Source organism: Aliisedimentitalea sp. MJ-SS2, from assembly GCF_032586155.1.
Taxonomy (GTDB): Bacteria; Pseudomonadota; Alphaproteobacteria; order Rhodobacterales; family Rhodobacteraceae; genus JAWHTC01.
This window is the reverse complement of record NZ_JAWHTC010000002.1, coordinates 505,477-528,923: the sequence shown is the minus strand read 5'-3', so window position 1 is coordinate 528,923 and position 23,447 is coordinate 505,477. Positions and strand designations below refer to the sequence as shown.

At 61.0% G+C, this 23,447-nt stretch carries 25 protein-coding genes; 14 read left to right on the top strand and 11 right to left on the bottom strand.

Annotated elements, in window-relative coordinates:
* Positions 1 to 118: 118 nt before the first annotated feature.
* Entirely contained in the window at positions 119 to 451 is a 333-nt protein-coding gene (locus RXV86_RS09085; RefSeq protein WP_316299183.1) for a DUF1491 family protein, read from the bottom strand.
* 105 nt (positions 452 to 556) lie between these two features.
* Positions 557 to 1,462, bottom strand: a complete 906-nt coding sequence (era, locus tag RXV86_RS09080) for a GTPase Era (protein ID WP_316299182.1) — start codon at positions 1,460 to 1,462, stop codon at positions 557 to 559.
* Between the two features lie 117 nt (positions 1,463 to 1,579).
* Here era and RXV86_RS09075 point away from each other — a divergent pair, with 117 nt between their 5' ends.
* Both RXV86_RS09075 and RXV86_RS09070 read left to right on the top strand, forming a co-directional pair.
* Positions 1,580 to 2,062, top strand: coding sequence for a RidA family protein (locus RXV86_RS09075; protein WP_316299181.1), 483 nt, complete (start codon positions 1,580 to 1,582; stop codon positions 2,060 to 2,062).
* A gap of 232 nt (positions 2,063 to 2,294) precedes the next feature.
* Positions 2,295 to 3,530 carry an acyl-CoA dehydrogenase family protein gene (locus RXV86_RS09070; protein WP_316299180.1) on the top strand — a complete coding sequence of 412 codons (1,236 nt, stop codon included), beginning with the start codon at positions 2,295 to 2,297 and terminating at the stop codon, positions 3,528 to 3,530.
* Positions 3,531 to 3,617: 87 nt separating this feature from the next.
* On the opposite strand, the gene RXV86_RS09065 is transcribed toward RXV86_RS09070, so the two are convergent.
* On the bottom strand, positions 3,618 to 6,014 hold the full coding sequence (locus RXV86_RS09065; protein WP_316299179.1) for a chemotaxis protein CheA: 2,397 nt from the start codon (positions 6,012 to 6,014) through the stop codon (positions 3,618 to 3,620).
* A 138-nt stretch (positions 6,015 to 6,152) separates the two neighbouring features.
* Between RXV86_RS09065 and RXV86_RS09060 the strand changes: the two genes are divergently transcribed.
* A complete protein-coding gene (locus tag RXV86_RS09060) occupies positions 6,153 to 6,872 on the top strand; it encodes a thiamine diphosphokinase (protein ID WP_316299178.1) in 720 nt (239 codons plus the stop codon).
* On the opposite strand, the gene RXV86_RS09055 is transcribed toward RXV86_RS09060, so the two are convergent.
* Together RXV86_RS09055 and RXV86_RS09050 are read right to left on the bottom strand one after the other, a co-directional pair.
* On the bottom strand, positions 6,778 to 7,737 hold the full coding sequence (locus RXV86_RS09055) for a DMT family transporter (protein WP_316299177.1): 960 nt from the start codon (positions 7,735 to 7,737) through the stop codon (positions 6,778 to 6,780). The two genes, RXV86_RS09060 and RXV86_RS09055, sit on opposite strands and share 95 nt — an antisense overlap.
* 92 nt (positions 7,738 to 7,829) lie before the next feature.
* Positions 7,830 to 8,735, bottom strand: a complete 906-nt coding sequence (locus RXV86_RS09050; RefSeq protein ID WP_316299176.1) for a DMT family transporter — start codon at positions 8,733 to 8,735, stop codon at positions 7,830 to 7,832.
* Between the two features lie 246 nt (positions 8,736 to 8,981).
* Between RXV86_RS09050 and RXV86_RS09045 the strand changes: the two genes are divergently transcribed.
* On the top strand, positions 8,982 to 9,554 hold the full coding sequence (locus tag RXV86_RS09045) for a Hint domain-containing protein (protein WP_316299175.1): 573 nt from the start codon (positions 8,982 to 8,984) through the stop codon (positions 9,552 to 9,554).
* Between the two features lie 286 nt (positions 9,555 to 9,840).
* Here RXV86_RS09045 and RXV86_RS09040 read toward each other — a convergent pair whose 3' ends face one another.
* The 3 genes from RXV86_RS09040 to RXV86_RS09030 form a co-directional block, all read right to left on the bottom strand.
* Entirely contained in the window at positions 9,841 to 11,214 is a 1,374-nt protein-coding gene (locus tag RXV86_RS09040) for an L-serine ammonia-lyase (RefSeq protein ID WP_316299174.1), read from the bottom strand.
* A 1-nt stretch (position 11,215) separates the two neighbouring features.
* Positions 11,216 to 11,920, bottom strand: a complete 705-nt coding sequence (locus RXV86_RS09035) for a glutathione S-transferase family protein (RefSeq protein WP_316299173.1) — start codon at positions 11,918 to 11,920, stop codon at positions 11,216 to 11,218.
* A gap of 163 nt (positions 11,921 to 12,083) precedes the next feature.
* On the bottom strand, positions 12,084 to 12,551 hold the full coding sequence (locus RXV86_RS09030) for a hypothetical protein (protein ID WP_316299172.1): 468 nt from the start codon (positions 12,549 to 12,551) through the stop codon (positions 12,084 to 12,086).
* Positions 12,552 to 12,626: 75 nt separating this feature from the next.
* On the opposite strand from RXV86_RS09030, the gene RXV86_RS09025 reads away from it, so the two are divergent.
* From RXV86_RS09025 to RXV86_RS08990, 8 genes are all read left to right on the top strand, one after another.
* On the top strand, positions 12,627 to 13,058 hold the full coding sequence (locus RXV86_RS09025) for a MarR family transcriptional regulator (protein WP_316299171.1): 432 nt from the start codon (positions 12,627 to 12,629) through the stop codon (positions 13,056 to 13,058).
* A 92-nt stretch (positions 13,059 to 13,150) separates the two neighbouring features.
* Entirely contained in the window at positions 13,151 to 13,939 is a 789-nt protein-coding gene (rpiA, locus tag RXV86_RS09020; protein ID WP_316299170.1) for a ribose-5-phosphate isomerase RpiA, read from the top strand.
* A 156-nt stretch (positions 13,940 to 14,095) separates the two neighbouring features.
* Positions 14,096 to 15,460, top strand: a complete 1,365-nt coding sequence (gor, locus tag RXV86_RS09015; RefSeq protein WP_316299169.1) for a glutathione-disulfide reductase — start codon at positions 14,096 to 14,098, stop codon at positions 15,458 to 15,460.
* A gap of 86 nt (positions 15,461 to 15,546) precedes the next feature.
* Positions 15,547 to 16,701: an FtsH protease activity modulator HflK gene (gene hflK / locus RXV86_RS09010; RefSeq protein WP_316299168.1), complete on the top strand. Its 1,155-nt coding sequence runs from the start codon at positions 15,547 to 15,549 to the stop codon at positions 16,699 to 16,701.
* The gene (locus tag RXV86_RS09005) at positions 16,701 to 17,579 is read left to right on the top strand and encodes a protease modulator HflC (RefSeq protein WP_316299167.1); all 879 of its coding nucleotides are present in this window, start codon (positions 16,701 to 16,703) and stop codon (positions 17,577 to 17,579) included. The genes hflK and RXV86_RS09005 overlap by 1 nt, the downstream gene beginning before the upstream one ends.
* Positions 17,576 to 17,776, top strand: a complete 201-nt coding sequence (locus tag RXV86_RS09000; RefSeq protein WP_316299166.1) for a DUF2065 domain-containing protein — start codon at positions 17,576 to 17,578, stop codon at positions 17,774 to 17,776. The genes RXV86_RS09005 and RXV86_RS09000 overlap by 4 nt, the downstream gene beginning before the upstream one ends.
* Before the next feature lie 149 nt (positions 17,777 to 17,925).
* Positions 17,926 to 18,735 (top strand): methylthioacryloyl-CoA hydratase, encoded by an 810-nt coding sequence (gene dmdD / locus RXV86_RS08995; protein ID WP_316299165.1) that lies wholly within the window; start codon positions 17,926 to 17,928, stop codon positions 18,733 to 18,735.
* Between the two features lie 295 nt (positions 18,736 to 19,030).
* Positions 19,031 to 20,431, top strand: a complete 1,401-nt coding sequence (locus RXV86_RS08990) for a Do family serine endopeptidase (RefSeq protein ID WP_367575562.1) — start codon at positions 19,031 to 19,033, stop codon at positions 20,429 to 20,431.
* A 90-nt stretch (positions 20,432 to 20,521) separates the two neighbouring features.
* Here RXV86_RS08990 and RXV86_RS08985 read toward each other — a convergent pair whose 3' ends face one another.
* The 3 genes from RXV86_RS08985 to RXV86_RS08975 form a co-directional block, all read right to left on the bottom strand.
* Positions 20,522 to 21,007, bottom strand: a complete 486-nt coding sequence (locus RXV86_RS08985; RefSeq protein WP_316299164.1) for a hypothetical protein — start codon at positions 21,005 to 21,007, stop codon at positions 20,522 to 20,524.
* A 149-nt stretch (positions 21,008 to 21,156) separates the two neighbouring features.
* A complete protein-coding gene (locus RXV86_RS08980; RefSeq protein ID WP_316299163.1) occupies positions 21,157 to 21,699 on the bottom strand; it encodes a peptidoglycan-binding domain-containing protein in 543 nt (180 codons plus the stop codon).
* Positions 21,700 to 21,733: 34 nt separating this feature from the next.
* The gene (locus RXV86_RS08975) at positions 21,734 to 22,138 is read right to left on the bottom strand and encodes an OB-fold nucleic acid binding domain-containing protein (RefSeq protein ID WP_316299162.1); all 405 of its coding nucleotides are present in this window, start codon (positions 22,136 to 22,138) and stop codon (positions 21,734 to 21,736) included.
* Between the two features lie 127 nt (positions 22,139 to 22,265).
* Here RXV86_RS08975 and RXV86_RS08970 point away from each other — a divergent pair, with 127 nt between their 5' ends.
* A complete protein-coding gene (locus RXV86_RS08970; protein ID WP_316299161.1) occupies positions 22,266 to 22,589 on the top strand; it encodes a 2Fe-2S iron-sulfur cluster-binding protein in 324 nt (107 codons plus the stop codon).
* A 2-nt stretch (positions 22,590 to 22,591) separates the two neighbouring features.
* Positions 22,592 to 23,425 carry an FG-GAP repeat domain-containing protein gene (locus tag RXV86_RS22060; RefSeq protein ID WP_367575557.1) on the top strand — a complete coding sequence of 278 codons (834 nt, stop codon included), beginning with the start codon at positions 22,592 to 22,594 and terminating at the stop codon, positions 23,423 to 23,425.
* Positions 23,426 to 23,447 lie beyond the last annotated feature (22 nt).

The following is a 23,447-nucleotide window of genomic DNA, read 5'->3' as shown; positions in this document are numbered from 1 at the left end:
GCATATTGCCGGTATTGCCCGATTCTGGGCAACCGGCAGCAGGGGGGTCGCGCCGTGACGTAACAAGGATTGACGTGGCGTTACAAGCGGGCGCGAAAATGTTTCGTGTTGAAACGTATCAGTCGGAAAGGCCGGGTTGGTCCAAGAGGTGGCGACCGTCGCGATCTTCGACTTCGATCACCCAGAGGTCGGGATCGAAGCTGCGTTGCTTGGTAATGGAAGCGTCGACATCTGGTTCCGGGCCTTCGGCCAGCAGGTCCCATTTGCGAGCGCCGGTCATCAGATCGAACGTGCGGTGGAATGCCTTGGCCTGGCCGTCGAGCGTGTTGAGTTTCACCAGAACCGCGCCCGCCGTGTCGTCGCCATGGGAGGTGACAAAAGCCGGGATGTCGAAGAGGCGCAGGCGAGTGAGGTAGGCCTTGACCCAGAATTCGGCGGTGAGGCGGGTCATGCGGGTGTCGGAGCGGGGGCCAGCCCCGTCGTCCATTGGTCGCTCGGACCAATGGCGCAACCAAGGACGACCCCCGGAGTATTTGCGCAAAGAAAGAGGGGCAGGTCAGTTTCCATCTTTGAAATCGAGACCCATTTCCGAGTAGCGTTCTTTCTCTTCCAGCCAGTTGGGTCGCACCTTGACCTGTAGGAAGAGGTGGATGCGGCGGCCGAGGAATTCTTCGAGCTCTTCGCGGGCGAGTTTCGAGATCGCCTTGATGGTTTCGCCCTTTTTGCCCAGCACGATGCCCTTGTGGCCGTCACGCATGACATAAATGATCTGTTCGATCCGGGCCGAACCGTCCTTGCGTTCATCCCAGCTCTCGGTTTCCACCGTGAGCTGGTAGGGCAGTTCCTGGTGCAGGCGGAGGGTCAGTTTTTCGCGGGTGATCTCGGCGGCGAGCATGCGCATCGGCAGGTCGGCGATCTGGTCCTCGGGGTAGAGCCAGGGGCCCTCGGGCAGGTTTTCGGCGAGCCAGTGGCGCAGGGCGTTCGTGCCGTGGCCTTTCTCGGCCGAGATCATGAAGGTTTCGGCGAAAGCGTAGCGCTCGTTTAGGTCCTGGGTGAGTTTGAGCAGGACCGGGGCCTCGACCTTGTCGATCTTGTTGATGGCAAGGGCGATCTTGCGGCCTTTGGGCAGATCGGCGAGGCCGTCGAGGATGGTTTCGACGCCGGGGGTGATGCCGCGATGAGCCTCGACCAGCAAAACGATGATGTCGGCATCAGCCGCCCCGCCCCAGGCGGCAGCAACCATGGCGCGGTCCAGCCGGCGGCGCGGTCGGAACAGGCCGGGCGTGTCGACGAAGACGAGTTGGGCTTCACCTTCGAGCGCGACACCACGGATGCGGGCGCGGGTGGTCTGGACCTTGTGGGTGACAATTGAAACCTTGGCGCCCACCATGTGGTTGGTGAGCGTCGATTTGCCGGCGTTGGGCTCTCCGATCAGGGCGACGAAGCCGCATTTGGTGGTCATGGAAGCGTGATCCTTGATGTCATGGGCGGGGGATAGCGGATGCGGGGCGATTTGGCGAGTCCGGTTGATTGCGGCGCTGGACCGGGAGAGAGTGGGGGCAAGCGCGAGGAGGAAATCATGACGACACCGGAAGAGAGACTGGCGGAAATGGGACTGGTGCTGCCACCGCCGGTTCAATTGCCCGCGGAGTTGAACCTGCCGTTTTCGATGGTGAACCGGCGCGGCGACCGGGTGCTGATCTCGGGGCACCCGAGGCATGATGCGAGCGGTGCGATCACCGGGCCCTATGGCCGGGTGGGGCAGGAGCTGACGCTTGAAGAGGCGCAGGCGGCGGCGCGTGAGATCGGGCTGTCGGTGCTGGCGCATCTCAAGGTCGAGCTGGGGGAGCTGAGCCGGATCTCCGGTTGGACGCGTGTGTTCGGCATGGTGAGTTCGGCACCGGACTTTTCGGACCAGCACCTGGTGATCAATGGGTTTTCCGATCTGATCCTGAACGTTTTCGGACCGGAGGTAGGGCGGCATGCGCGGTCAGCGATCGGGGTTGCGGCATTGCCGATGAATTTTGCCATCGAGATCGAGGGCGAGGTTGTACTTGGGTGATGCAGGCTTACGCAAAGAAATAGCGGCAGCCCCGGGGAAAGGCTGCCGCGAATAGTGCTGAAAACGACCATTGAGAATTGCGCAGACCCTAGCCGATGGATGTGACAGGTGTGCGACGGTATTCGGGGCGCCCGCGATACTTGCGACGCAACGGCACAAGGGGCGGGGGGTTTACTCGGGTCCGGCGCGCCCGTCTACTCGTGGCAAGGCGCGACGAGAGGAGAGGGTCGACATGGAAATGAACCTGGGAATTCGCGAGGAGCACGAGGCGCTTCTTGACCAAGTCCGCGAGATGATCCGTGACGAGATCATGCCGATGGAAGAGGAATATCACAAGGAGGTCCACACCGGCAGTCCCTGGGTATTCACCGAACGTCAGACCGAAATCCTGGAGGGGTTGAAGGCCAAGGCCAAGGCCAAGGGGCTGTGGAATTTCTGGCTGACCGACAGCGAGCGCGGGTTTGGCCTGAGCACGGTGGAATATGCCTATTTTGCTGAGGAGATGGGCAAGACGCCGCTGGGGGCCGAGGTGTTCAACTGTGCCGCGCCTGATACCGGGAACATGGAAGTTCTGGAGCGCTACGGCTCCGACTGGATGAAGGAAAAGTGGCTGACGCCGCTATTGCAGGGTGAGATTCGGTCGGCCTATTTGATGACCGAACCCCAAGTGGCAAGTTCGGACGCGACCAATATCGAGATGTCCTGTGTCCGTGATGGCGACGATTACGTGTTGAACGGCGAAAAATGGTGGTCATCGGGCGCAGGCGATCCGCGCTGCAAGATCTATATAACCATGGTCAAGACCGGTAATGACGACGCGCCGAAACATGCGCAGCATTCGATGATCCTGGTGCCTGCGGGGACGGAGGGGATCGAAATTCTGCGCCCGATGCAGGTTTATGGCCATGAAGACGCACCGCACGGGCATATGCACATTCGGTTCACCAATGTGCGGGTGCCGGCCGATCACATGATCCTGGGCGAGGGTCGCGGCTTTGAGATTGCCCAGGGGCGGCTTGGGCCGGGGCGGATCCACCACTGCATGCGCGCCATCGGACAGGCCGAGGCTGCGCTGGAACGGATGTGCCGCCGGTCGCTGGAGCGCGAGGCCTTTGGCAAGCCGATTGCGCATCTGGGGGCCAACTATGACATCATCGCCAATGCCCGGATGGAGATCGAGCAGGCGCGGCTTTTGTGCCTCAAGGCAGCCTGGATGATGGATCAGGGCGATCCGCGCGCAGCCTATCCGTGGATTTCGATGATCAAGGTGGTAGCGCCGCTGACCGCGCTTCAGGTGTTGGACGATTCGATCCAGATGCATGGCGCAGGCGGGATCAGCCAGGACACGCCGATGGCGATTGCCTGGACCCAGCTTCGGACGTTGCGCTTTGCCGATGGACCTGACGCGGTGCACCGACGGACCGTGGGTCGCAAGGAGCTGCGCAAGTATACCCAGCAGAAGGTGTAGGGTTCGAAAGGCTGAAGCCCACCTTGAGAAAAGCGAAACGGCGCCCCGAGCAGTGGGCGCCGTTTCTTTTTCCGGGTAACCGGGCGCTTAGCCGTTGGCGGCACGCGTGTCCGGGCGGAAGGAGATCGAGTCGGCTGCCTTGAACCGGCCACCTTCGAGTTTTTCGATCTTGCCTTCGCGTAGCAGTTGACCGAACGAGCGCAGACCGTCCTCGCGCGAGAAGTCCTCGGGCTCGACCTGGCGAATCTGGGTCATCAGCTGCGGACGCGAGAACTGCTCCTGGCCTTCGACGAAGGACAGGTAGGCCGCCGCTGCTTCGAGCAGTTCGGGAAGGGTGTTCGCACCGACATCCTCGGCATATTCGGCAAAATCGCTTCCGGCATCTGTATCAGCGGCCACTTCGGGGCGCTGCATGGCAACGCGGCGCGGGCGGATCGGCTGGCTCGGGTGCTCTTCATCGACGTCGACACGCTGTTCGGCAACAAGCTTGAGCGGGGCCGGGCGCCGGGTTTCCGGGCGACGGGTGTGCGGACGTGTCTGGGCACCATCCGGACGGCGCGGACGCACCACGCTGGCCAGATCGTCGCGGTAAACCTCGGTATCAAGGCCCTCGCCCTTGAGGTTGCCTCCGGCGTTTTCCTCGGCCTTTGCGGCGGCCACGGCGGCACGAAGATGGGCGATGGCGTTGCGACGCCCCTTGCCGGTCTCTTCGTCCATCTGGTTTGCCGCTTTGTCGAACATGCGGGCCATGTCGTCGTCGGCGTCTTCGGAAAACCGGGTCGTGACCCGTTCTGTTTCGGGTTTCGGCGCATCGTCGGCGACTTCGTCGTCAACTTCGGCGAAAATCGAATCCTTGCCTGCTGCGTCGAAATCATCGTCGCTGGCATAAGCCGACAGATCGACCGGACCATCCGGGTCTTCTGAAGTGTCGAAGGCGTTTTCATCCTCGTCTTCGAACTGCGCTAGAGTCTCTTCAAGAGCGTCTTCAACTTGGGTCTCGACATCATCGGTCGCAACGATCATCTCGTCCAGGTCATCCTGGTTTGCGTCGGTCACGCCGTCGAGCTCGGCCTCGACCGCTGCCAATTCGCGCAGCAGATCGGCCTCTTCATCTGCAGAAAGGCTGGAATCGGATGCGGCTTCGTCCGCGTCGTCAAACGCCGTGTATTCATCGCCGCTGACGTCTTCGTCGAGAGTTCCTGCCGCCACGGCGGCTTCGAAATCGGCGCGCTTCATCTTGATGACACGGGCGCGCACGGGGGCGTCCTGTTCCGCGGCTTCGTTGGCCGCGTCTTCGACCGCTTCGTCGACGATATCTTCACCCGACGCGATGTCTTCGTCGGCAGGCTCACTGTTAAAGGCCGCGTCGCCGGTTTCTACGTCGGCGCTTTCGTCCTCGGCTTCAACGCCGAAACGGTCGAGTAACGCCGAGATCTCGTCATTAACTTCTTCGGAGATGTCTTCTTCGTAGGCGTCTTCTTCGTAAGCGTATTCTTGTTCGCCCCAACCGGCGTCAGGTTCTGCCAGAGCTTCGTCCTTAGTATCGTCGAGAGCGTCGACCGGGGTTTCTTCTTTCTGTTTGACGTCGAGCTGTGCCTCTTCGGCTTCAACACGGGCGGGTTCGGAGGCCAGTTCGGCCTCGTCGTCGATGGCCAGGGCAGCTTCGATGTCTTCATGGGCATCGGCGAGGAAATCCTCGGCGTGCTCATCTTCAGAGAAGCCGGTTTCCTCGTCTTCCCCGGATGTCGGTTCGTCCTGATCGACGACGGCGCGAATGCGCTGGAGCTTGGCAGCAACGCTGGAAATGTCAGATTGCCCGGTTTCAGCAGGAGCGGTGGCCGGGCCATCGAAGAAGGCGGCGGCATCTTCGGGCGACCAGGTGTCGACCTCGACTTCGCCCGCGGGGGCGATGACGGCTTCGGCAACGGTTTCTACCGGTTGCACAGTTTCGGCAGGTAGTGCGTCGCTGACGGCAAAACCTTCCTCGATTGCGTCAATTGTGTCGTCTGCAGCGACGATTTCTTCCGCCGCTTCGTCTGTCACGGTTCTCTCGGCCTCAGTAAAGGCCGGGGTTTCGACGTGGGAGTCGGCGGGCGCTTCGGGGGCAGCCTCTTCGATTTGCACAGAGTCGGTGGCGAGTTCCTGCTTCGGCTCTTCCGCCGCTGCCGCGGGCTCTTCACGTGGCTCGTCCGCGGCGCGGGCGGCAACCGGGAGAATCGTTCCGGGGTCGGCGCGCAACACGATGTTTTTGTTGTCTACCTCAACCTCGGCTTCGACCCGGCGGGCGATCTCGCGTTCTGCGATCCGTGCCAGTTCTTCTGCATCGGGGGTTGGCGGCTCGGCGCCAAAATACCGGTCATTTGCAGAAAGCCGCTGAAAATACTCGGCAATGCGCGTCATCGTGCCAAAGGAGTCCTCAAACCCCTCAAGCGTGCACGAGAAGGTGCCGTAGGAGACTGTCAGAATTTTATTCGTATTAACCATGGGATTGCTCGCCAATCAGTTACGGATTTGGTTAAACTTGTAGCATCTGCACCTCGTCCAAACCGGCCCGAATCTGCGATGTTTACCGTATCATTTCGTGACATAAATGTGATCTGTTTCCTGAGCGGGCACAAATAGATGATAGCAACGACGATTGTTCACGATTCTCGGCCAGTCCTTCTAGTAGGAGGGGCAAAGGTGAAAAAAAAGCTGCTAAGCGCCGCGATTGTTGACGGTACCCGGATAGTGGCCGCGGATGGGGCGGCAAACCGGTTGATCAAGCGGGGCGTTCTGCCCGACGCGGTGATCGGGGATATGGATTCATTGTCCAGCGCGGCTCGGGAGGTTTTACCCGAGGGGCGCATTCACCGGATAGAAGAACAGGACAGCACCGATTTCGAGAAATGCCTGAGCCGGATCGAGGCGCCATTGGTAGTGGCGTTGGGGTTTTCCGGCGGGCGGTTGGATCATCAGCTGGCGGTGCTGCATGGGATGATGCGTTACGCGGATCGGCCCTGCCTGCTGGTGGGCAAGCGAGAGGTGGTGTTCCTGGCACCGCCGCGCATTGAGGTTGGATTACCTGCGGGGTGCCGGGTGTCGCTGTTTCCGATGGCTCCGGTAGGGGCGCGGTCCGAGGGGCTGGCCTGGCCGCTGGATGGATTGGATTTTGAACCGGGTCGGCAGATTGGCACGTCGAACCGGGTCGCCGGGGAGGGCGGCGAGGTTGCCGTTCGGATCGAGGTCGAAAGCCCGTCGATGATGGTCATTCTGCCGGTTGCATGTTTTGCCGCGGTGCGGACGGTTCTGCGCGATCCGGGGCTGGCGCGCTGGGCTGCTCCTCGGCCCGACCCTCGGTAAGGACTATATAGAGTCCGGCGGCCATAGTGATCAGGATGCCCGACATGGCCATGGTGCCGGGCCAGTCGGCAAACACCATCCAGCCCAGAAGGGCGGCCATGGGGATTTCGATATATTGAAGCGGGGCCAGAGTGGCGGCGGGGGCATGGCGCAGAGACATGGTCATCAAAAGGTGCGCCAGGGTGCCCAGTGTGCCGATGGCCAGCAAAAGAGCCCATTCGGTGCTGTTGGGGAAAATGATGTCGAAAAGGCCAAGGGGATTGGGCAACCCAATCAAGAGGAACGGCGCCAGGATCACCATGGCCATCAGCCCACTCGTGGTTTGCAGGCCAAACGGGTCGGTTTCTTTGGCAATCTGGCGGGTCACCAGGATAAAGAAGGCAAAGTTCAGAGCCACGCCAAGCGGCAGCAGCGCGGCCCAGCCAACCGCGGTAAAGCTGGGTTGAACGATTAGCAGCGTACCGGCGAACCCGATCAGGGAGGCGAGGATGCGACGGGTGCCGACCTCTTCGCCTAGCATGCGTTTGCCGAGGACCAGCAGGATGAAGGGCATGACGAAGGATATGGCCACGGCATCGGCGAGCGGCAGGTATTGCAGCGCCGCAATCATAAGTCCGATGCCGAAAATGTGCATGAAGGTGCGTAGGATCACCAACCACAGCACCCGGCCGCGTATCCGCCATGGTCGCCCGGTCAGCGCGATGAAGGGCAGAAGCAGCACCACCTGTACAGCAAAGCGGATGAAGATGAGCTGTCCCAGTGGCACAGATTGGCCAAGGATTTTCGCCACCGCGTCCGCCATGGGGGCGACGATGCAGAAGCCGAGCATCAGCAAGATGCCACAGATGGGGCGGTCACCGATCATGTGGGGCAGGCTAGGCCGGAATAGAGCTTCAATCAACTTAAAGATTTTTTCGCTTAATAAAATACACCTAATAAGAATCTAAGCCGCTCGTATCAGGGGGCCGGGGTCGGACGCCGTTCCAGGCCGCGCTCGCGGGCGAAAACGTACAGGCCGGAGCCGACAATGATCGAGGCGCCAAGGATTGTGAGTCCGTCGGGAATGTCGCTGAACACGTAGTACCCCAAAACTGTGGCCGAGACGATTTCGAGATATTGCAGTGGTGCGATGGTGGCGGCAGGGGCAAAGCGCAGGGCAAAACTGATGAAAAGGTGCGAGATGGTCGAGACGATGCCGACCCCGGCGAGCGTCATAAGGGCGAATTGCGTCGGCCAGACCGGATCGAGCCCAGGCGTGCCGGTGTCGTCGAAAAGCCACAGGAGCGGCATGACAAGGAAAAGTGCGGCGCTGGCGGTCTGGGCCTGAAGCGGGATCGGGTGGACCCGGCCGGCCATCGAACGGGTCATGATCATGTAGAAGGCAAACAGCATGGCGGTGACAAGCGGCAGCAGGGCGACCGGGCCGAGATCTGCAAAGCTAGGCTTGATCACGAACAGAGCGCCGCCGAAGCCAACGATACAGGCAATGATCCGGCGCGGGCCGATCGCCTCGCCCAGGAAAAACCCACCCATCAGGGTCAGGATGAAGGGTTCGACGAAGAAGATGGCGATGGCATTGGCAATCGGCATCGAGCGCAGCGCAAGGAAGAAACAGCCCGTAGCTCCCAGAATCAGCGCTGCGCGCAGGAAATGCAGACCGGCGTCGCGCAGGGACGGCATGACCCGGAAGCCCAGAAGCATCGCCAACGGTACAAGCACCAGGGCCTGTACCCCGAACCGGGCCGAGAGGATCTGTAAAACCGGCACCTCGGCCGGGGTGGCCTTGGCAAAGGCATCCATGATCGGCGCAATAAGCGAAAAGGCAATCATGCAGAGGATGCCAAGGGTGGTGCGGTCGGTCATTTGGGGGTCCTGCTGATTTGCTCATCCGGCTTAAAGCGCGGGAAGCGGCATGTCTTGTTTGTGGGCGACGCATGGGGTTGAGGCTGGCAATTGCGGCCAAACCGGAGCGGGTCGATCACAAAATGCCCTTGTTTTGTCCCCGAAGCCTCCACAAAGTTGTGTGAGTTTGGCGATTGAGCCCCGCACGCTACGTGTGCGCCCGCGTGCGGCATGACGTGTGACCCGGTAACGAGGCAAAACCAGAGCATGACTGACGACATCATTTCATCCGTTATGAAAACGATGGCCGAAGAGGAGGCGGCGACACCGGCGGCCCAGCCCGAGGCCAAGCCGGCGGCGCCTGCCCTGCGCAAGCGGCGCAGTTCGACGGATCCGTCCAAAAACGCGATGCGATGGAATCTGCCCGGGTTTGACGGCAAGGCCAAAGTGACCACCTCATTTGGCGACCTGCCGATCGCGGCCTTGCGCCTGCGCGACCCGGTCAAGACGATTTCGGGCGCCTACATGAAGGTAGAATGGCTGGACCGGATTTACCTGGACGAAGGCTTCCTGAACGGGTTCCAGGATGCCAACCCGGTGCGGTTCCAACGCGGCGCATTGGGGCTGAACGCGCCCTTCGAGGCGGTGACCCTGTCACCGGGGCAAAACGTGGCCTTCAAGCGGGAAGGGGCCAGGACCCGGCCTGTAAAAGCGGGTACCCTGTGCAACCGACCCAACATCGACCGGCTGCTGAGCACCAACGTGACCTATTTCATGTTTCATTGCGGCGAACCTACACTGGTGCAGGTCAATGGCATGTGGTGTGCCGTCGCTCCGTAGGTCCAGATCTTAGATACAGCTCTGCTTGTCTTTGGACGCATAAGTGCGGTGTGATGGTGCCGCGTCTTTAACCGCTTGCGGCTTACCCCGCAAATCCACTTGTCACAAACCTGCTCCGATCAGGTTGCTCCCGGTAAGGCCGCTTTCGCGGACAACGATTCCCTAAAATCTCTGTTCCTAAAATCCCTGTTGGTGCAGGGGTAGGCCCGCGAATTCGCAGCCCAAACTTTCGCGTTCCTGCCGAAGGAAGGGTAAGCTATTGGCGTCATTTCCTGAAAGCCATGTCCTAGCAGTTGGGGACGTTGACCGCCAAACCGCCCAGCGACGTTTCCTTGTAGTGTTCGTGCATGTCTGCGCCGGTCTGGCGCATGGTTTCGATGCAAGCATCGAGCGGAATAAGGTGTGTGCCATCACCACGCAGCGCCAGCGAGGCCGCCGACACCGCCTTGATTGCGCCCAGCCCGTTGCGTTCGATGCAAGGTACCTGGACCAGCCCGTTGACCGGGTCGCAGGTCATGCCGAGATGGTGCTCAAGCGCGATCTCGGCGGCGTTTTCCACCTGTTCCGGGGTGCCCCCCATGACGGCCGCAAGCCCGGCCGCCGCCATGGCAGAGGCCGAGCCGACCTCGGCCTGGCAACCCGCTTCGGCACCGGAAATCGAGGCGTTGAACTTGACCAGCCCGCCAATTGCGGCGGCGGTCAACAGGAAATCCTCGATCTTCGAAGGCACGGCCCCGGGCACATGATCAAGCCAATAGCGTAGAACGGCGGGCATGACGCCAGCCGCGCCGTTGGTGGGGGCAGTGACGACCTGCCCGCCGGCAGCGTTTTCCTCGTTCACCGCCATGGCATAGGCGGAAATCCAGTCGTTGATCGTGTGGGGGGCATTGAGGTTCATGCCGCGTTCGGCCTCGAGCTGATCGCGAATCGACTTGGCGCGGCGTTTGACCTGCAGCCCGCCGGGTAATTCGCCATCGGTGGCAAGCCCGCGTTCGATACAGGCGTTCATCACCTCCCAGAGCCGGGCGGTGCCGGAGGCAAAGGATTGCGGACAGCCATGGGCGATTTCGTTTTCGCGCTTCATCTCGGCAATGGATTTGCCCGAGTGTTCGGCCATTTCCAGCATCTCGGCGGCGGATTTGAACGGATAGGGCACGGGGGTGCCGTCATCGGTGTCTTTGCCATCGGCCAATTCCTGTTCGGTCAGGACAAAGCCACCGCCGATCGAGTAATAGGTTTCCTGAAGGATTACGTCACCCTGAGCGTCCGTCGCCATAAGGATCATGCCGTTGGCGTGGCCAGGCAGGGCCGGCCCGTAGTCGAAAATCAGGTCGTCCTTGGGGGTGAAGCGCAACTCGGGCAGGCCGGGCGGGGTGACGCGACCGGTTTCGCGGATCGCATCGAGCGTCTCTTCGGCCTTGTCGTGATCATAGCTGTCGGGTTCAAAACCCGCGAGGCCAAGGATTGTGGCCCGATCGGTTGCGTGGCCGACGCCGGTGAAGGCGAGGCTACCATGGAGTGAGCCGCGCAGACCGGCAAATTCGAAAGGCGAAGCGCGCATCAGGTCGAGGAACCGTGCGGCAGCCACCATTGGCCCCATCGTGTGGGACGAGGACGGGCCGACGCCGACCTTGAACATGTCAAATACCGAGAGGAACATCTTAGGTCGCGCTTCCTTCTGGCGGGTTGGCGTGCTGCGGTGCGGTGAACGGTGTCAGGCCAAGGCCTTCGGTCGAGATTGCCCGTTTGACGCTGTCACGCTGTTCGATACGCGCCGCAAGAGCGTGCAAATGCGGCGTGCGGGTGATGTCGAACCAGTCGGTGTCACCCTTCGGGTAAAGTGCCATCCAGCGCATCAGGCAGGGGATGTAGAGGTCAAGCGCGCTGACCGGGATGGAGTTGAAGAAGGGCGGGGCCTGGCCTGCCAGGTTGTCGAGCTTGGCGAGATGGGTTTTCAGGTTGGCCTGGGTCTGGCGGCGCAGGGCCTGCTGCAGGGCCGTGTCGGGACCGATGTATTTGTCGGCATAGAACAGCATCCGCATTGCCGTGTGCAGGGTGTTCGAGGTGAAGAACAGCCATTTCAGGAAGCCAGCCCGCTCGGGTCCGTCCGGTGCCGGGGCCAGCGCACCGTGAATGTCGGCCAGCCATAGCAGGATCGCTCCGGTTTCGAAGATCGGACCTTCGGGGGTTTCCAGCGTCGGGATCAATCCGTTTGGGTTGAGCTTGAGGTAGTCCGCGGCGTGTTGTGCCCCGGCCGCACGGTCGACCAGCACCGTCTCATAGGACAGGCCCAGCTCTTCCAGCGCCAGTCGCACGATCAGCGAGGCGTTGTCGGGGGCATAGTGCAGGCGATAGGGCGATGGCATGGTCGTGGTTTCGGTTCATGATGGAAAGTTTCCTATCGGAAACACAACTGATCCCGACTCTGCAAGGAGAAATCGGCAGGCTGCGCTGTTTTCTCACTTCAAAACTTTAGCGGCGCATCCGGGGAAGGGCGCGCCACCTGTTGAGTTTGATGGTTGTCGCGGCTCAGGCCACTTGGGGTTTCGGTGTGGACGGGCGTGTCCGCTTGCGGCGTGATATGGCGCGGCCATCGCGCATGTTCAGCGCCATCAGGGTGAAGTTCGTGGCCCCGGCAATTAGTTCAAGCGCCTGAACGGTATAGAACAGGGTGTCGAACTGCCCGGCCCCTGCGCGAAAGGCAAGAAAGACCGCGCTGGGCAGCAGGATCAGCAGACCGTTGGCGGCGATGAAGCCCATACGGCGTTTCTTGCGGGCGACGGCGGGCAGCCGCCAACCGCGACCCAGCGAATTGCCGGTTGCCCCGGCGGTGGCGATGCTTGGGATCAAGAGGCCCATGCCGTAGACGATGAGCCATTTGACGCTGGCGACGGTTTGGTGGCTGGCAAAAAGCTCGGTCGCCAAGGTGGACACCCAGAACGTGGCAATCAGGAGCATGGCAAGCGCGGCGGTGGCGATGTGGATGGTCAGTTTCATGGCGAATCTCCATTTAAATAGCGTGCTATGTAATTAGCTCTTGAATAGCATGCTATGCAAGTGTTTTCTGTCCCCATGACCTGGAACAAGAACAATTCGGCCGGATACCTGGCCAATCACATGGCCCGGCTGTTTGCGGCTGGGTTGACCCGGCGGATTAGCCCGCTTGGGATCGCGCCGGCGCAATTCATGATCCTTCTGGAATTATGGGACGAGGATGGGTTGACCCAGCGCGACCTTGTCGACCGGCTGGACCTGGAACAGGCAACGGTGGCCAATACCCTGTCGCGGATGGAACGCGACGGGCTGATCACGCGGCGGGCCAGCCCGAACGACGGGCGTGCCCGGATTGTCGAGCTAACCCAGGCGTCGAAAGAGATGCGCGAAGAGGCGACCCAGGCGGCAATGGCGCAGAACCGCGCGGCCCTGTCAGGGTTGACCGTGGAGGAACAAGCGCAGCTTGTCGGGTTGATGCAGCGGGTGATCGACGGGATGCGGCGCGGGTAGAGTGCGATACCAAAACGCGACGGAATTGCCTCTCGCCGGGGAAGGATAACTCTCATATAACAACTTCGGGGACTGATGACGGAGTGCTGCCAATGAGCGGGGAACTTTCACCGATCGACAAGGCCAAGTTCGTGGCCGCGAAACGCGCCGCCGAGATGGTTGAAGACGGGATGCGTGTCGGGCTGGGCACGGGAAGCACCGCCGCGTGGCTGGTGCGCTGCCTGGGCGAGATGGTGCGCGAGGACGGGTTGAAGATCCACGGGGTGCCGACCTCGACCCGCACGGCGGAATTGGCGCGGGATGTGGGAATCGAGGTGATCTCGCTGGATGAGGCCAAGTGGCTGGACCTGACCATTGATGGCGCGGACGAGTTTGATCACGAGCTCAACCTGATCAAAGGCGGTGGCGGCGCGTTGCTGCAGGAAAAGATCGTGGCGACGGCGAGCGACCAGATGGTGGTGATCACCGATGCCAGCAAGGAGGTCGAGTCGCTGGGGGCGTTCCCGCTTCCGGTCGAGGTGATCCCGTTTGGCTGGCAGACGACGAAGGCGTTAATCGAAGAGACGCTGATCTCGATGGACGTCTTAGGGCGGCAAACCTCGCTTAGGATGAACGGGGCAGTGCCCTATGTGACGGACGAGGGCAATCACATCGTTGATCTGCATCTGAACCGGATCGGCCATGCACGGCAATTGGCGATGGTGCTGAACCAGATGCCGGGTGTGGTGGAAAATGGTTTGTTCATCGACATTTGCGACCGGGTGGTGATCGGCCACGGTGATGGCCGCGTTGTGGTGCGAGACATCAACGAAGGTACCCAGGAAGAAGACCGGCTGGATTTTGTCGAGGATGACAATCTTTTTACCGACTTGATGGAGTAAGTGAGCAAGGCTTTTCGAAAAGCCTTGGGAACGCATTTTCGAAAATGCGTTGAAAAGCGGCTTGGAAGCCGCTTGGGCAAGCCGTTTCGAAACGGCTTTTACCCCAGCCACGATTGTGGGATACCGCCTGAAGGATTGAAACGGGATAGCTGATCCATGAGCAATTTTGACTATGATCTCTTTGTAATAGGCGGCGGGTCCGGCGGTGTGCGCGCGGCGCGCGTTGCGGCGGGCGAGACCGGCGCCAAGGTCGCGCTGGCCGAGGAGAGCCGGTATGGTGGCACCTGCGTGATCCGGGGCTGCGTTCCCAAGAAGCTGATGGTGTTCGCCAGCGAATACGCGCCGGCGATGGAAGATGCCAAGGCCTATGGTTGGAACATAGAGGCGGGCGATTTCGAGTGGCCGCGGTTCCGCGGTGCACTTGAGGCCGAGCTGGACCGGCTGGAAGGGATTTACCGCAAGTTGCTGGCGGGTAGCGGGGTCGAGACGTTTGATGCGCGCGCCAAGGTGGTCGACGCGCATACGGTGGAACTCGCAACCGGCGAGCGCAAGACAGCCAAGCATATCCTGCTGGCGATGGGTGGGCGTCCGATCAAGCCGGGCACACCGGGCGAGGAGCATGCGATTACCTCGAACGACATTTTCCACTTGGATAAGTTGCCCAAGTCGATCCTGATCGTTGGCGGCGGCTATATCGCCTGCGAATTTGCCGGGATTATGAACGGGCTGGGCGTTGAAACCACGCAATACTATCGCGGGGCGCAGATCCTGCGGGGCTTTGACGAGGAAGCGCGCGGGCTGGTCAGCGAAGAGATGATCCAGAACGGGGTCGAGCTGCATCTTGGCACCAACGTGATCGAGATGGAGAAAACCGGGAGCGGCATCCATGTGAAGGCCACCAATGGCGACAAGCGCGATTTCGACGTGGTGATGTTTGCCACCGGCCGCCATCCCAATACCGAGGACATGGGCCTTGAAGAGGTCGGCGTGAAGCTCGGCCGCAAGGGCGAGGTTCTGGTCGATGACTATGGCCAGACCGATGTGCCCAGCATCTATGCGGTGGGCGATGTGACCGACAGGGTCAACCTGACCCCGGTGGCGATCCGCGAGGGCATGGCCTTTGTCGAAACCGTATTCAAAGGCAATCCGACGAAGCCTGATCATGAATTGATCCCGACCGCGATCTTTACCCAGCCCGAGATGGGCACGGTGGGGCTGAGCGAGGAAGAGGCGCGTGATCATGGGCCGATTGAGGTTTACGCGACCTCGTTCCGGCCTATGCAGACGCTGTTTGCGGGCCGCGAGGCGCGGGTGCTGATGAAGCTGATTGTTTGTGCCGCGACGCGCAAGGTTCTGGGCTGTCACATCGTGGCACCGGGCGCGGGCGAGATGATCCAATTGGCGGGCATTGCCATTAAGATGGGCGCCACCAAGGAGGATTTCGACCGCACGGTGGCGGTACACCCGACGATGAGCGAAGAGATCGTGACGATGAAAACCCCCACGCGGGTGGTGGAATAGGTGCGCGTAAGCGTGTGAAAGGTTGATTTTTCGGGGCCAAAGGCACAGGTAGTGTGGCACCGGACGAAAAGAGAGGATGGCTTTGGATGGCTGGAAATTCGGGCGGCCCTTGGGGCGGCGGCGGAAATAATGGCGGCGGCGGTGACGACGACCGCGACAACCGGGGCGGTGGACGCCGTCCGGGCGATGACGGGCCGCAGATCCCCGAAATCGAAGAGCTTATGAAAAAGGGCCAGGAGCAGCTGAAAGTGCTCATGGGTGGCCGTGGCGGAGACGGCGCGCGTCGCAATGGCGGCGGTGGCGGTGGTCAGGGCGGCAATGGCCCGGGCCTGACACGCGGCACGGTTCTGCTTGGTGTTCTGGCGGCGGTGGCCTTGTGGGCCTATGCCAGCTTTTACACAGTGAAGCCGGAAGAACAGTCGATCGAGCTGTTCCTGGGTGAGTATTCCGACACCGGCAATCCGGGTCTGAACTTTGCCCCTTGGCCGGTGATGACTTATGAAATTCTGCCGGTCACGCGAGAGCAGACCGAGAATATCGGCACCGGTGAGACCTATGGTGACACCGGCCTGATGTTGACCGGGGACGAGAACATCGTCGATATCGACTTCCAGGTGGTTTGGAACATCAAGAGCCCCAAGGATTTCCTGTTCAATCTGCGTGATCACCGCGCCACGATCCGTGCAGTGAGTGAATCGGCGATGCGTGAGATCATTGCGCAGTCCGAACTGGCGCCGATCCTGAACCGGGATCGTGGCAGCATCACCGAACGTCTGCAGGAACTGATCCAGTCAACACTGGACAGCTACGGCGCGGGTGTGAACATCGTCCGGGTCAACTTTGACAAGGCCGATCCGCCCGACAAGGTGATCGGCGCCTTCCTCAAGGTGCAATCGGCCGAGCAGGAACGCGACCGGCTGGAAAAACAGGCCGACGCCTATGCCAACCAGATTCTGGCCGCCGCGCGTGGTGAAAGCGCGCAGGTGCTGGAAGTGGCCGAGGGCTATCGCGCCCAGGTCGTGAACGAGGCCGAAGGCGAAGCCAGCCGCTTCAAGGCGGTTCTGGCCGAGTACCAGAAAGCCCCGGAAGTGACCCGCAAGCGCCTCTACCTGGAAACCATGGAAGAGGTTCTGGGCCAGGTCGACAAGATCATCATCGATGAGAAGTCGGGCGGTTCGGGCGTGGTGCCTTACCTGCCGCTCAACGAGCTGCGCAAACCCCAGGCCGGAGGGAACAACTGATGCGGAAATCGACTTATATCCTGCCAGTGATTGTTCTGGCTGTCGTGGCGGTTCTGTCCTCGGTGTTCATCGTGGACGAGCGTGAAAAGGTGCTGGTGCTGCAATTCGGTAAAGTGGTCTCGACCAAGGATGAACCGGGATTGGCGTTCAAGATCCCGTTGATCCAGGAAGTGGCGCGTTACGACGACCGCATCCTCAGCCGCGATGTGCCGCCGCTTCAGGTGACCCCGTCGGATGATCGGCGTCTCGAGGTTGACGCCTTTGCCCGTTACCGGATTGCCGACGTGAACCAGTTCCGGCTGGCCACCGGTGCGGCCGGTGAAAACGCCCTTGAGGTGGCCGGACGGCGGCTTGATTCGATACTGCGCTCGAAAACCCGGGAAGTTCTGGGTGGGGTGTCGTCAAACGATATCCTGTCGAGCGACCGGGCGACGCTGATGCTGCGTATTCGCAATGGCGCCATTTCCGAGACGCGGACGCTGGGTCTGGAGATCATTGACGTGCGTCTGAAACGTACCGACCTGCCCGAGGCCAACAAGGAAGCAACCTATGCCCGGATGGAAGCCGAACGGGAACGTGAGGCCGCCGACGAGGTGGCGCGCGGTAAGGAAGCGGCCCAGCGCGTTCGCGCCCAAGCCGACCGGACCCAGGTCGAGATCGTGTCGGAAGCCAGGAAACAGTCCGAGATCATCCGTGGTGAGGCCGACGCCAAGCGCAACGCCATTTTTGCCGAGGCCTTTGGCGCGGATCAGGAATTCTTTGAATTCTACCGGTCGCTGAATGCCTATCGCGGCGCGTTGAAGGGCGGCAACACCTCCATGGTGATGTCACCCGACAGTGAGTTCTTCGACTATCTCAAGTCCGACAAGGTCGAATGATCGTCGGAACTGCACTTCTGGCCCTTGGGCTGGTACTGATCGTGGAGGGGCTGGTCTATGCGCTGGCCCCTTCGCTTGTTGAAGAGATGCTTGAAGCGCTGAAACAGATTCCGCCCGAGGCGCGGCGCATCGTCGGTCTGCTGGCGTTGGTGATCGGGGTGCTGCTGGTGTGGATTGCCAAGACGGTCGGGGCGTAAGTCAAACCGGTTGCAACGGTTGCCAGCGCAGAAAATGGCGAGGCTGCACTGTTCATTCTTCCAACATCCTGACAGAGTTTGCGCTGAACGAGCGCGCATTCTGCATGGCGTGCGGGTCGCTGAGCAAAAATCCCCAAAAGGATCCGATCATGAACGATGTTGTGAACCCCGACACCTATGAAAGACTCGCGATTTCCGAGCGAGACAACGGTCTTTATGTTGTGACATTGAATCGTCCGGAAAAGCGCAACGCGCTGGACGTGGCGACGGTTGAAGAGCTTATCCGTTTTTTCAGCGGTGCGCGTCTGGCGGGGGTCAAGGCGGTTGTGCTGGCTGGTGCGGGGGAGCATTTCTGCGCCGGGTTGGACCTGATCGAGCATTGGAAGGCTGATCGCAGCCCGGATGATTTTATGCATGTCTGCCTGCGCTGGCACGAGGCATTCAACAAGATGGAATATGGCGGAGTGCCGATCATCGCGGCCTTGCAGGGGGCGGTCGTGGGCGGGGGGCTGGAGCTTGCCAGCGCGGCCCATGTGCGGGTGATGGATCCGGGCACCTATTTCGCCTTGCCCGAGGGTCAGCGGGGTATCTTTACCGGCGGCGGCGCGACGATCCGGGTGTCGGACATGATCGGCAAGTACCGCATGATCGACATGATCCTGACGGGTCGCGTCTATCAGGGACAGGAGGCCGTCGATCTGGGCCTTGCGCAATACATCGTCGAAGAGGGTGGCAGTTTCGACAAGGCGATGGAGCTGGCCGAGAAGGTTGCGGTAAACCTGCCGTTGACCAATTTCGCCATCTGCTCGGCGGTGAGCCACATGAACAACATGTCGGGCATGGACGCCGCCTATGCCGAGGCTTTTGTTGGTGGCATCGTCAACACGCAACCGGATGCGCGCGCGCGGCTGGAAGCCTTTGCCAACAAGACCGCTGCCCGTGTGAGGCCGAAGAGTTAGGCTCTGAGTGAGAGTTTGGCGATGCCCCTTGCAACAACAGTCCAAGCAAACCCCGAGACAAGCGGCGCATTCTCGCGTATCTTCACATTCGGTTGAGAATTGGGGGCGTAGTTTGTGTTGCGCCCAAACGCCCCTACATTAAGGTCGTAACCAAGGTTCCGTTCGGTAAGGACGGTTGGTTTTACGATACTATCTTTGATCAAAGGGAGACCCGGAAGTGAAAGTTGAAGCAGTGGCACTTCCCATCCATGCCAATCATCCGCGCCGCACGGCGCAGGCCTTCTGGCTTGGCCTTATGGCCGCCATGGTCCTGCTGGTGCAGGCCGTAAGCGCCAAGGCGCAGCCCGAGAGCTTTGCCGATCTGGCCGACAAGGTCAGCACATCGGTGGTCAATATCACCACCTCGACCGTGGTGGCGCAGGGCACTGGCCCCGGCCCGATGGTGCCCGAGGGCAGCCCGTTCGAGGATTTCTTCCGAGAGTTCCAGGACCGCAACCGTGAAAACGGTGATCGGCCGCGCCGCTCGTCTGCGCTGGGGTCCGGTTTTGTGATTTCCGAGGACGGGTACATCGTCACCAACAACCACGTGATCGAGTCAGCCGACGAGATCATTATCGAGTTTTTTGAGGGTGCCGAGCTGGAGGCCAAGGTGATTGGCACCGACCCCAACACTGACATTGCGTTGTTGAAGGTTGAGGCCGACGCGCCGTTGGACTTTGTCAATTTCGGTGACAGTGATACCGCCCGGATGGGCGATTGGGTCATGGCGATGGGCAATCCGCTGGGCCAGGGGTTCTCGGTCAGCGCCGGCATTGTGTCGCAACGTGGTCGGGCCCTGTCGGGGGCTTATGACGATTACATCCAGACCGACGCGGCGATCAACCGGGGCAACTCGGGCGGGCCGCTCTTTAATATGGCTGGTGAAGTCATTGGCGTGAACACCGCGATCCTGTCACCCAACGGCGGGTCGATTGGTATTGGCTTCTCGATGGCCAGCAATGTGGTCACCAAGGTTGTGGATCAGCTGAAAGAGTTTGGCGAGACCCGTCGCGGCTGGCTGGGTGTGCGTATCCAGGACGTGACCGAGGATGTGGCCGAGGCGATTGGCCTGGAGGAAGTTGCCGGGGCTCTGGTGACGGACGTGCCGGATGGACCCGCCAAGGATGCCGGGATGAAGTCGGGCGACGTGATCATGAGCTTTGACGGGCAGGACGTAAAAGACACCCGTGGGCTGGTGCGCCAGGTTGGCAATACTTCGGTTGGTAAGGCGGTGCGCGTCGTGGTCTTCCGCGAAGGCAAGACCCAGACGCTGAAGGTCACACTGGGCCGTCGTGAAGAGGCCGAAGGCGCGGTGCCTGCGGCGATGCCGGGCGACAAACCGGATGAAAAGGCACCGGTCGAGAAAGAGGTGCTTGGCATGAAGCTGAGCCCCCTGACCGACGAGCTGCGCGAGCAGCTGGATCTGGATGGCAAGGCCGAAGGCCTGGTGGTGCGTGACCTGGGCGAGATGTCAGAGGCCTATGAAAAGGGTCTGCGCGCAGGTGATTTAATCACCGAGGCCGGTCAGCAGAAGGTCAAGACTGCCGCCGATCTTGAGGCTCGCATTGCGGACGCCAAAGAGGCCGGGCGCAAGTCGCTTTTGCTGTTGGTGCGCCGGGCCGGTGATCCGCGCTTTGTGGCGCTGTCGCTGGAGTGATTTCGCTTACATGAGAATTGCGAACGGCCGTCCGATGGGGCGGCCGTTTTCTTTTTCTAGGGAAGGTGTGGTGGAAACCCACCCGACGGGTCAGGTGATCCTTTGGAGAATTTCGTCGGCGTTGTCCGATACCAGAAAGACACCGGAGTATCGGCCGGTGTCGCCAAAGGTCCAGGATGCGTTTTCGTATCGGCAAAAGTACCGTTCGGCTTGGAGGCAGGTCTTTGCCTCCTCAATCCATGTCAGGAAGCTGCGCGCCAAGTCATCTGTATTCGCGAAATCTTCGGGGAAGAATGTCAGTTCCAGGAATGGCGATCCGTCGCCCTGTTTGAAAACGAAGGCTTGCATGTTCCGAGGCAGGGTTTGCGATCCTTTGAACAGCCCACGCACCACGCCGGTTTGCGTCACCGCCTGTTTCATGCGCTGCCAATTTGGGTTTGGCAGATCGGTGCCGTTGCCGTCCGACACACAAATATCGCGGAAACATCCTTCGACACGCCTGAAGAAGCGGTCCACACCTTCCCATGTTGGGGCCTGAAAGTTGATGTCGCGGGCCGAGCCGTCCTGGTCCAGCAATGCAGCCTCAAGCGCGGCGTCTGGGGACAGTGGAGACTTTGGGGGTGTTCGGTTCCAAATCCGAGATATCGTATGGCAGAGGCGGATCATGAACGACCTACGCAGTGTGGTGGCGGGTTTGGCTGTATGCGGCGGGTAGGGGCACGGGGCTAGCCTTCATCCCGCGCAACTGCCGCCAACCCCAACTGACGGGCGGCGGACAGTGACAGGATCGAACTGTCCAGCCCCTGCGGTTGCTGGAAGCGGCGGATGGCGCGGCGGGTGCGGGCATCCATTTCACCGGTGATTGCGCCGCGATAGAGGCTGCGGGCCTGGAGCGCGCGTTGTAGCGACGAAATGAAATCCGGGGTCAGTTGATCCTCGCAAGGGGTCTGGAACCAGAGTTCGCGGCGTTCGCGGACGATGGCCTGGCGGGTTTCCAGCCTATAGACCGGCTCGGACATCACCGTGCCGTCATCCAGCACCTGGGCCGGTTGGATCAGCACCCGATCGGTTACGGTCTCGAGCATGGCGGGGCTCACGTCCTTGCCCCAGCAACTTCCGTCGGGAGCTCCGGGGGGTGCGGCCTGATAGGTCTGGACCAGGGCGGGTTCGCTACCCAGTGCGGCAATGGGGCCGCCCAGATGCGGCGGGGTGCAGGCAGCAAGGGCGGCAAAGGCACCGCAAATGGGTAAAAGGGTCCTGATCGACATGGCTGCCCGGCCTGTGTTCTGGTTGGGCGCTACTTTAGCGGTTTTGATCGGGTGAAGAAAGCATCGTGTCGGGAGGGGTGACGGGTGAGGCCGCCATGGCAGGCAGATCCGGGTCGAGCAGACGATCGAGCAGGGGCGAGATATCCTCGATCACCTCGGCGATCAGGTGCATCACCCCGTTTTCGCATTGCAGCCGCCCGGTGACCCGAAGGCAGCGCCCCGAGATCACCGCGCGGCGGAAGCGTTCGTAAAGCTTGCGCCAGACAATGACGTTGACGATGCCGGTTTCGTCCTCGAGCGTGAGGAAGATCACCCCTTTGGCGGTCCCGGGGCGCTGGCGCAGGATGACCAGCCCGGCGACGGTGATCCGCGCTCCGTTAAGGCGGGTCGAAAGCTGCCCGGCGGGCAGGCAGGGGCGGGGGGATCGCGGAATCGTCATGAGAACAAAAATAGAACATAAGCGGATTTGCGCAAGAGCGGCAGGCCCATGTCGCAAATGGGGCTGGCAGGGCCGGGGCGGCTTGGGTAGAACGTCCGGGAAATCCGTATTGGGGAGCCTGAACACGATGGCCAAGATTACCTATGTCGAGCACAGCGGCACCGAGCATACCGTGGACGTGGCCAATGGCCTGACCGTCATGGAAGGCGCGCGCGACAACAACATTCCCGGCATCGAAGCCGATTGCGGCGGCGCCTGTGCCTGCTCGACTTGCCATGTCTATGTCCATCCCGACTGGGTAGGAAAAGTACCGGCCAAGGACGATATGGAAGCAGACATGCTGGATTTCGCCTACGAGCCCGATCCCGAGCGGTCGCGCCTGACCTGCCAGATCAAGGTGACCGACGAGCTGGACGGGTTGATCGTGCAGATGCCCGAAAAGCAGATTTGATCATGCGGGCTGCGCCGCAAACACAGTCGAATGGATGGCGCGTCTTCTTGTTCAAAAGCATATTGGCGGTCTGTCTGTTTCTGGGGCAGGCACAGTTGGCCAATGCATGCATGTTTGCACCTTGGCAACGCGATGACGTCGCGGATGGATCGGTTGTCGAAACTAAGAGACCGATCCCGGTTATCAGTTGGTATTCCAACCTGACGGGTGCCTATGCGCATGGCGTTTTGGGGGATGCGCTTGAACCAACGCGTTTGCATGTGTGGACGGAAAGAACATCGGCACACTGTGGCAATTCCATTGAGGCTGGTGCGGGGCATGTTTTCGAAGATATCGCCCCCCGCATTGTCAATCTTGACCGAAATGGACATCCGGAAATCATTGCGATTCGCAGCCATATGGACAAAGGGGCGCAACTGGCGATCTATCGCGACAACCGGCAAGGGCTGAAGCTGATTGCAGCTACACCCTATATCGGACAGGCGAACCGCTGGCTGGCACCGGTGGGGGCGGCGGATCTGGACGGGGATGGCCGCGTCGAGATCGCCTATGTCGACCGGCCGCATTTGGCCAAGCGGTTGCGCATCTGGCGGTTTAAGGCGGGCAAGCTGCGCCATGTGCGAGACGTCGAAGGTCTGACCAATCACAAGATCGGCTGGGACTTCATCGTCGGGGGCATTCGCGATTGCGGCCAGGGACCCGAGATAATCACCGCCGATGCAAGTTGGCGCCGGATCGTGGCGACGACATTCGCGGATGGCCGGGCCAGATCGCGCGATCTGCGGGCCTATGATGGTCCCAAGAGTTTCGATCCGGTGATGGGCTGTCGTCAATAAGGGCTAGGTTGCAGCCTGAAAT